Below are 8,438 nucleotides of genomic sequence, written 5' to 3'. Positions count from 1 at the left end.
CCCCCCCCCGCCCGGGGGGGGGCCGCCCCCGGGGGGGGGGGCGGGGGCGGCGGTTCGCCCCCCGCCGCGCGGCCCCCGCGCGGCAGCACCACGCCCGGGGCCGCCAACCCCCCCCCCCCCACCCGCCCCCCCCCCCCCGCGACGCGATCTAACGCTGCGCGACCAGCCGGTTCACGCTGGCGATCATCGCGCGCACCGAGGATTCGGCCCCGTCGGTGGCCAGGGCAACGCCCCAGCCGCGGCGGCCGTCGAACTCGCATTGCACGAAGGTGGCGGTGCCCACGGCGGTCCGGCGCTGATGGAACCGCAGGATCTCCACGGGATAACCGGCCTCGTAGAGCGCCGAGGTCATGGCCGCGATGGGGCTGCCGGCGGCCACCACGGAACGAGACCACCCCGGGAATTCGAGGGTGGCGGTGAACGCGCCGCCGCGCGCACCGGTGGAGGACCAGCCGGCGAGGCGGATCGGACCGGCACATTCGCCGTAACGTTCGTGGAATTGGGCCGCGCTCAGCTCGGCGCATTCGGCGCGCAGGCTGCGTGGGGCGGCGGTGGTCAGGGCGTCGTTTTCCAGAGTCAGTGTGGTCATGAGCACGTAGGTCTTCCCAGAGAAGGTCGGCAGGTTGGGGGGACCAGCAAAATCGAGAAAAGGGGCCCGCAGCGAGGGGGCCGGTCCGAATCAGACCCCGCTACGGCGGGTTACTACTACGGCAAGTACCCGACGGGCCGGCTCCGCGGTGCGCGCGAGCAGCACCGCACCCTCGCGGTCTGCGAGAATCGGCGCGGCGCATAGGCCATCGGCGGGGATTTGCACGGGTTCGAGGATAAAGACTCACCGGGCGGTTGGCAACCACGACGCGCGGCGGTTTCGTGCTACCGCGGAGTAGTGTTTCCGCTGGTCACCGGCGCGTAACCCGGAATTACCCGACACGCGCGGTGACGAACCAGACTGCACCGCCCGCGCCCGGTTGCTCCGGGTAACAGCCCTGATGCTGGGTGTTGGTGGCATCGCAGCGGTCCTCAGCCGTCGGCGCCTCTCCTCGAGAGATACAGCACCGCGACGAGCAGGAAGAGCCGGGCCGCCCACGCTTGCTCTTCTTCCGCCCCCGGCGGCTTCGCCGATGCGGCTGCGGCCGGCGACCGCGCGGTCTCCGGGCTACGGACCTGGCGCCGCTTCCCGGGTGGGCATCGGCGGCCGAGGCTCGCCCGGCATATCGGCGCCGGAGGTGAGGCAGGGGGTTCAGTGCGCGGCGGCGTCCCAGCTGCGGCCGATACCGACCGAAACACTCAGCGGCACAGACAGTTCTATCGCCGAGGACATTTTGTCGCGGACGAGTTCGCCTAGCTGTTCCTGCTCGCCCGGGGCCACTTCGAACACGAGTTCGTCGTGGATCTGCAGCAGCATCCGGGACCGCAGGCCCGATTCCGACAGCGCCCGGTGCACATCGATCATCGCGACCTTGATGATGTCGGCGGCGGTGCCCTGGATGGGGGCATTGAGCGCCATACGCTCCGCGGATTCGCGGCGCTGCCGGTTGCTGTGATCGAGGTCCGGCAGGTAGCGGCGGCGGCCGAACAACGTCTGCGTGTAGCCGACCTTGCGGGCCTGCTCGACGACGGCGTGCAGGTAGTCGCGGATTCCGCCGAACCGGGCGAAGTAGATGTCCATCTGCTCCTTGGCCTCCTGCGTGCTGATCTTCAGCTGCGCGGACAGGCCGTAGGAGCTGAGACCGTAGGCCAGGCCGTAGGACATGGCCTTGATCCGGCGGCGCAGTTCCGGGGAGACCTCCGAAATCGGGATGTCGAACGCCTTGGACGCGACGAAACTGTGCAGGTCTTCGCCCGAGTTGAAGGCCTCGATCAGGCCTTCGTCGCCGGACAGATGCGCCATGATGCGCATCTCGATCTGGCTGTAGTCGGCGGTCATCAGCGATTCGTATCCGGGGCCGACGACGAAGGTGTCCCGGATCATGCGGCCGGTATCGGTGCGGATGGGAATGTTCTGCAGATTGGGTTCGGTGGACGACAGCCGGCCGGTGGCGGCGATGGTCTGGTTGAAGGTGGTGTGGATCCGGCCGTCGTCGGCGACGGATTTCAGCAGCCCGTCGACGGTGACCTTGAGGCGGGTGGCGTCGCGGTGCGCGAGCAGATGCCGCAGGAATTCGTGCTGGGTTTTCTCGTACAGCGATTCCAACGCGTCCGCGTCGGTGGTGTAGCCGGTCTTGGTGCGTTTCGTCTTGGGCATATCGAGTTTCTCGAACAGCACCACCTGTAGCTGTTTCGGCGAACCGAGGTTGATCTGTTCCCCGATCACCCCGTACGCGGCATTCGCGGCCTCGCTGACCTTATCGGCGAATCGGCGTTGCAACTCCCCGAGCTGATCGGTATCGACCGCGATACCGGCGTCCTCCAGTTCGGCGAGGACCCCGAGCAGCGGTAGTTCCATCTCGTCCAGCAACGGCCGGGATTCGATCTTGCCGAGTTCCTCGTCCAGCGCGCCGGCCAGATCGGCCACGGCGCGGGCGCGCAGCATCTCCCCCTGCGCGAGTTCGGTATCGACCGCGTCCTCGGTGTCCAGCAGCGAAAGTTGCGGGGTGGCTTCGGTTTCGGTGCGCAGTTCGCGATGCAGGTAGCGCAGCGACAGATCGTCGAGATTGAAGCTGCGCTGCCCGGGCCGCACCAGATACGCCGCGAGCGCGGTATCGCTGCTGAGACCGGCGAGCGTCCAGCCGCGACCGCGCAGGGCGTGCAGCGCGCTCTTCGCCTCGTGCAATGCCTTGGCAGGGGCGGGATCGGCCAGCCACGCCGCGAGCGCCGTCTCGTCTTCGGCGGTGAGGGCGGTGACATCGATATACGCGGATTCGCCGTCCGCGGCGGCGATCGCCAGGGCGCGCACGTCCCCGGCCGCCGGGACACCGTTCCCGGCCAGCGAGAGTCCGTGCCGGGCACCGGCTGTCGCGTGCTCGGCGAGCCAATCCGCGACACTGCCCGGCTCCAGCGTCTGCCCGCTGATCTCGAAGCCCGATTCGGCTTCGACGGTGGGCGGGGCCAGGGTTTCGAACAAGCGGTCGCGCAGGACCCGGAATTCCAGATCGTCGAACAGCTGATGGATCCGCTCCCGGTTCCACGCGCCCTGGGCGAGCTGATCGGGGGTGTAGGGCAGCGGGACGTCACGAACCATCTCGGTGAGCTGCCGGTTGAGTACCACGCTGCTCAGATTGGCGCGCAGGGCGTCACCGACCTTGCCCCGGACCTCGTCCACCTTGTCGACGAGGGTGTTCAGATCGCCGTACTCGCGGATCCATTTGGCGGCGGTCTTCTCGCCCACACCGGGGATACCGGGCAGGTTGTCGCTCGGGTCGCCACGCAGTGCCGCGTAGTCGGGGTACTGCGACGGGCTCAGCCCGTACTTCTTGTCGACCTCCTCCGGGGTGAACCGGGTGAGATCGGAGACACCCTTGCGCGGGTACAGCACGGTGACGTTCTCGTTCACCAGCTGGATGGCATCACGATCCCCGGTGACGATGAGCACCCGGTACCCCTGCGGGACCGCCTGGGTGGTGAGGGTGGCGATGATGTCGTCGGCCTCGTAACCCTCGATCGCCATCACCGGAATACCCAGCGCGCCCAGCACCTCTTTGGTGAGCTCCACCTGGCCGCGGAATTCGTCCGGGGTTTTCGACCGGTTCGCCTTGTACTCGGGGTACGCGTCCACCCGGAAGGTCTGCCGGGAGACGTCGAAGGCCGCGGCGACGTGGGTGGGCTTCTCGTCGCGCAGCAGGTTGATCAGCATGGCGGTGAACCCGTACACCGCATTGGTGGTCTGGCCGGTGACGGTTTGGAAGTTCTCCGCGGGCAGGGCGAAGAACGCGCGGTAGGCCAGTGAATGCCCGTCCAGTAGCAGCAGCGTGGGCCGCGTTTCCGGAGACCCGGAGGCGGCGGGGGCGGAGGTGCTGGGCTGCGCGGTGGTCGGTGGGGTCACACCCGGAGAGTCTAGGGACTACCACCGACACCGCGTCCACGGACTACTCCGGCGCCGGCCCACGGCCTGCCGCGTCCGGGCCCGGCAACGCCTCCGCGGCCCGCGCCCGGATCGGCGCGGTCGACCGACTTCCACGACGCGGCCGCTGCGCGCCGCCGTCCCGTCGCAGGCCGGCGCCGCCGCGACCGCCGAACACCGCCCACACGGCGCGCCGGGCCGCGCGGAACCACACCCTTGCGCCCGGAACTCATCCCACGCCGAGATACGCGGCTTGGACCGCCGGATCGTCCAGCAGTTGCGGGCCCGGCCCGGTCTTGACCACCGCCCCGGTTTCCATGATGTAGCCGCGATGGCTGCGGGCCAGTGCCTGCTGGGCGTTCTGCTCCACCAGCAGCACCGTGGTACCGGTGCGGTTGATCTCGGAGATGATCCGGAAGATCTGCTGGATCACCATCGGCGCCAGACCCATGGACGGCTCGTCCAGCAACAGCAACCGCGGCCGGGCCATCAGCGAGCGGCCGATCGCCAGCATCTGCTGTTCACCACCGGAAAGGGTGCCGCCGACCTGTTTGCGCCGCTCCCGCAGCCGGGGGAACAGATCGAACACCTGCTCGAGCGCGGTGTCGTATTCGGGTTTGCGCCGGTAGGGCCGCGCATAGCAGCCCATATCGAGGTTCTCCTGCACCGTCATTCCGGGGAACACACCGCGACCCTCGGGCGCCTGGATCAGCCCGGCGGCGACCCGGTCGTGGGCCTGCATCCGGGTGATATCGCGGCCCTCGAAAAGTATCCGCCCGCGGGCCGGCGGCAGCAGACCCGACAGCGCGCGCATGGTGGTGGTCTTCCCGGCACCGTTGGCGCCGAGCAGGGTGACCAGTTCCCCCTCGGATACCTCCAGCGAAATACCGTGCAGCGCTTGGATTCTGCCGTAGTTGACGACGATATCGTCGACCACGAGCAGGGCGTCCGGCGCCGGCCCGGAGCCGGCCTCGGTCATCACTGTCCCTCCGGTGGGTTGTGCGGAGCCCGGATCTCGTCGTCCGGCACACCGAGGTAGGCCGCGATCACCGCCGGATCCTGCCGGATCTCGGCGGGCAGGCCGTCGGCGATCTTGCGCCCGAATTCGAGGACGACGATGCGGTCGGTAACCCCCATCACCAGGCGCATATCGTGCTCGATCAGCAGCACGGTGAAACCGTCGTCGCGGATCTTGCGGATGAGATCCCGGAGCGCGGATTTCTCGCTGGGGTTGAAACCGGCGGCCGGTTCGTCCAGGCACAGCAGTTTCGGTTCGGTGGCCAGCGCCCGGGCGATCTCCAACCGGCGCTGATCGCCGTAGGACAGATTGCGGGCCTTCTCCACCGCGCGCGGGGCGATCCCGACGAACTCCAGCAGCGCCATCCCGCGTTCGACGGCGTCACGTTCTTCGCGGCGGTGCCGCGCGGTGCGCAGGATGGCGCCCGGTACCGAGGTCCGGTGCCGGGCGTCGGTGCCCACCACCACGTTCTCCAGCGCCGTCATCTCCCCGAACAGGCGGACGTTCTGGAAGGTCCGCGCGATCCCGAGGCGGGTGATGGCATTGCGTTTGATCTTGCCCAGCGGTTTGCCGTCGAAGTAGACGGTGCCCCCGCTCGGCGGGTAGACCCCGGTGATGGCGTTGAAGCAGGTGGTCTTGCCCGCGCCGTTGGGCCCGATGAGGCCCAGGATCTCGCCGCGCCGGATCTCGAAACTCACCGCGTCGAGGGCGGTGAGCCCACCGAATCTCACGGTGAGATCCTCGGTGCGCAGCAGCGGCTCCCCCATTGCCGTGCGGATATCTCGGTGCGGGGCAACGGTTTCGGCGACGACGGCGGCATCGCCGAGCGCCGGGTCCACGGCGGTCACATCGACCGGGCCGGCCGGTTGCTCCACCACGGGCAATTTCGCGGTGGCGTATTCGGCGTTCATATCGCTGTTGTCGAACAGCGCGTCACCGGCGTGCGGCCCGGTCATCGGGTCACCTCCGCCGCCGTGGCCGGCCGCACCGCCCGGGTGATGCGCAGCCCGTAGGCCAGCAATTTCTGCCGTACCGGGAACAATCCTTGCGGTCGCAGGATCATCATCACCACCAGCGCAATACCGAAATATAGATACTTCAAATCGCCCAGGGATTGGGCTCCGCCGGGGTAGAACAGCAGGATGCTGCTCAGCAGCAGGACAGCGTAGATCGCCACCACGATCGTCAGGACCAGATACATCCAGCGGATCCAGGTCGTGCTCTGCCGGCGCGCCCACAGCCGCCAGCCGGCGATCAGCGCCACGAGCACCACCGCCACCACTGCCAGCTGCGCATATCCGGTGGCCTCATCGGTTACCAGTTGCACCGACATCAGCCGGTTCGGCAGATACACCACCAGGAACGCACCCACGATGACGCCGAGCTTGTTGCCCTGCCCGCCGATCACCACCGCGCAGACGAACAGCATGGAGTTGATGATGTTGAAGCCGGTCGGGTTGATGAACTGCACCTGCCCGGCGAACAGGGCACCGGACAATCCGCCGATCCCGGCGCCGATCATGAACGCCCACAGTTTGAATTTGAACGTCGGCACGCCCATGATCTCGGCGGCGTCCTCGTCCTCGCGGATCGCCACCCACGCCCGGCCGACCCGGCTGCGTTCCAGGTTCCCGACCAGCAGCAGCACCGCGATCACGGCCAGCATGCCCACCCAGTACCACCAGGTTCCCGAGTTGGCGCGGTCCAGCAGGCTCCCGCTGTCGGAGCCGATATTCCCGGAGGAGAACACTCCGCCGGGGCTGCTCTCCGACTCCCCCACTCGCGGGTAGGCGATACCGGAGAGCCCGAGGCTGCCGTTGGTGAGCTCACCCAGGTTGTCGGCGAGCAGGCGCACGATCTCGCCGAAGCCGAGGGTGACGATCGCCAGATAGTCACCGCGCAGGCGCAGCGTCGGCGAGCCCAGGATCAGCCCCGAGACCGCCGTCACCATGATCGCCAGCGGGACGCAGGCCAGCCAGGCCCAGTCGGAGCCCAGCCAGCCGCCGTCGGTCTGATTCCACGGGCTGTTCGGGCTGGTCAGCAGGCCCACCGTATAGGCGCCGACGGCATAGAAACCGACGTAACCGAGGTCGAGCAGGCCCGCCTGCCCCACCACCACGTTCAACCCGATGGCGATGAGCGCGTACATGGCGAACTGCGCCATGACACCGCCGAAACTGGTCCCGGGGGTGTCCAGCAGCGGCGGCGGGAACAGCGGTAGCAACGCCAGCACCACGATCACCGGGACACCGACCGCCCACTGCCCGGGCCGGCTCAGCCCGTTCCACCAGCCGCGCAGGAGATCGCCGAGACCCTGCCCCTGGGCGGCGGGCGGCTGCGGCGGGGATTTCGTCGTGACACTCATACGCGGGCCTTCCCGAGACTTTCGCCGAGGATGCCGGTGGGCCGGAAGAACAGCACCGCCACCAGCACCACGAACGCCACCACATCGCGCCATTCGGTGCCCAGCAGCATCTGCCCGTAGTTCTCCACCAGCCCGAGCAGCAGACCGCCCAGCAGCGCGCCACGCAGATTGCCGATGCCGCCGAGTACCGCGGCGGCGAACGCTTTGATCCCGAGGACGAATCCGCCGGAATAGATGATGCCGTTGGGGATTTTCAGCGCGTACAGCATGGCCGCCGCGCCCGCGAGCAGACCGCCGATGAGGAAGGTCAGCATGATGACGCGTTCCCGTGAGACACCCATCAGCGTCGCGGTATCGGGGTCCTGGGCCACCGCGCGGATACCGCGCCCGAACTTGGTCCGGTTGATCAGCACTTCGGCCAGGACCGCCAGCACGATCGCGGCCGCCACGATCACCAGCGTGACATTGGTGACCTCGGCGCCGCCGATATTGAATTGCACCGTGGGCGCCACCAGGATGATCGGCTGCTGGGCATTGGTCCCGCCCAGATCCGGCCACAGTTTCGGCAGCACGAAGTGCACGAATTCCTGGAGTACGAAAGACATCCCGATGGCGGTGATCAGGAAGACCAAGGGTTTGGCACCTCGCCGGCGCAACGGCCGGTAGGCCACGCGTTCCAGACCCACCGCGGTGGCGCCGGAGACCGCCATCCCGAACACCATCGCCAGGGCCAGATACGTGACCGTCAGGATCACGCCCTGGCTGTACACATCGCCGCTGGGTGCGAACCCGAGCAGCATCAAACCCACGTACTGGCCGAACATGCCGAGCATGAACACCTCGGAGTGGGCGAAATTGATCAGTCGCAGGACGCCGTACACCAGCGTGTAGCCCACGGCGACCAAGGCGTAGATCGCCCCGTAGGACAGACCGTCGACGGTCAGCCGCCAGAACTGGTCGATCACGCCTTCGTAGTTGAAATCGATCGAACCCTCGGCCAGGTAGGTGAGCGAAGCTGCGGTCGGCCGGATTGCTGTCATCGAACCCTCATCGTC

Annotated in this window: 6 protein-coding genes; all 6 read right to left on the bottom strand. The window is 68.0% G+C overall.

Translation table 11 applies throughout. From position 1 onward, the window contains the following. Positions 1–148 precede the first annotated feature (148 nt). Positions 149–589 carry an alpha-isopropylmalate synthase regulatory domain-containing protein gene (locus QH276_RS28910; protein ID WP_280396988.1) on the bottom strand — a complete coding sequence of 147 codons (441 nt, stop codon included), beginning with the start codon at positions 587–589 and terminating at the stop codon, positions 149–151. Between the two features lie 651 nt (positions 590–1,240). Continuing rightward, positions 1,241–3,982 carry a DNA polymerase I gene (gene polA, locus QH276_RS28905; RefSeq protein WP_280396989.1) on the bottom strand — a complete coding sequence of 914 codons (2,742 nt, stop codon included), beginning with the start codon at positions 3,980–3,982 and terminating at the stop codon, positions 1,241–1,243. Between the two features lie 247 nt (positions 3,983–4,229). Then, positions 4,230–4,979: an ABC transporter ATP-binding protein gene (locus QH276_RS28900; protein ID WP_280397374.1), complete on the bottom strand. Its 750-nt coding sequence runs from the start codon at positions 4,977–4,979 to the stop codon at positions 4,230–4,232. Then, entirely contained in the window at positions 4,979–5,974 is a 996-nt protein-coding gene (locus QH276_RS28895; RefSeq protein WP_280397373.1) for an ABC transporter ATP-binding protein, read from the bottom strand. The genes QH276_RS28900 and QH276_RS28895 overlap by 1 nt, the downstream gene beginning before the upstream one ends. Then, entirely contained in the window at positions 5,971–7,383 is a 1,413-nt protein-coding gene (locus QH276_RS28890) for a branched-chain amino acid ABC transporter permease (protein ID WP_280397372.1), read from the bottom strand. The genes QH276_RS28895 and QH276_RS28890 overlap by 4 nt, the downstream gene beginning before the upstream one ends. After that, positions 7,380–8,423 (bottom strand): branched-chain amino acid ABC transporter permease, encoded by a 1,044-nt coding sequence (locus QH276_RS28885; protein ID WP_280397371.1) that lies wholly within the window; start codon positions 8,421–8,423, stop codon positions 7,380–7,382. Before QH276_RS28885 ends, QH276_RS28890 begins: the two co-directional genes overlap by 4 nt. Positions 8,424–8,438 lie beyond the last annotated feature (15 nt).

It is taken from the genome of Nocardia carnea (assembly GCF_029869215.1).
In the GTDB taxonomy this organism is placed as follows: Bacteria; Actinomycetota; Actinomycetes; order Mycobacteriales; family Mycobacteriaceae; genus Nocardia; species Nocardia carnea_B.
Note: the sequence above shows the minus strand (reverse complement) of the source record. Positions and strands in the feature narration are given on the sequence as shown.

Bases quoted from the DNA above. Each gene is read 5' to 3' on its own strand.
- QH276_RS28910 (WP_280396988.1), bottom strand. From the start codon at position 589: ATGACCACACTGACTCTGGAAAACGACGCCCTGACCACCGCCGCCCCA.
- QH276_RS28900 (WP_280397374.1), bottom strand. From the start codon at position 4,979: ATGACCGAGGCCGGCTCCGGGCCGGCGCCGGACGCCCTGCTCGTGGTC.
- QH276_RS28895 (WP_280397373.1), bottom strand. From the start codon at position 5,974: ATGACCGGGCCGCACGCCGGTGACGCGCTGTTCGACAACAGCGATATG.
- QH276_RS28890 (WP_280397372.1), bottom strand. From the start codon at position 7,383: ATGAGTGTCACGACGAAATCCCCGCCGCAGCCGCCCGCCGCCCAGGGG.
- QH276_RS28885 (WP_280397371.1), bottom strand. From the start codon at position 8,423: ATGACAGCAATCCGGCCGACCGCAGCTTCGCTCACCTACCTGGCCGAG.